1 rRNA gene is annotated in these 223 nt (G+C 51.6%); it reads right to left on the reverse strand.

The window, feature by feature from the left end:
- Window positions 1–223, reverse strand: a 23S ribosomal RNA gene (locus tag AB4Y44_RS43050); the annotation flags it as partial.

Genomic DNA, 223 nt, shown 5'->3' on the forward strand with positions numbered 1-223 from the left:
TGCACTGTCCCCGATCCGGATCACGGACCAAGGTTAGAACCTCAAACAGATCAGGGTGGTATTTCAAGGACGGCTCCATGCAGACTAGCGTCCACACTTCACAGCCTCCCACCTATCCTACACAAACCGGTTCAAAGTCCAATGCAAAGCTACAGTAAAGGTTCATGGGGTCTTTCCGTCTAGCCGCGGGGAGATTGCATCATCACAAACACTTCAACTTCGC

This window comes from Paraburkholderia sp. BR10937 (assembly GCF_040965695.1).
GTDB lineage: Bacteria > Pseudomonadota > Gammaproteobacteria > Burkholderiales > Burkholderiaceae > Paraburkholderia.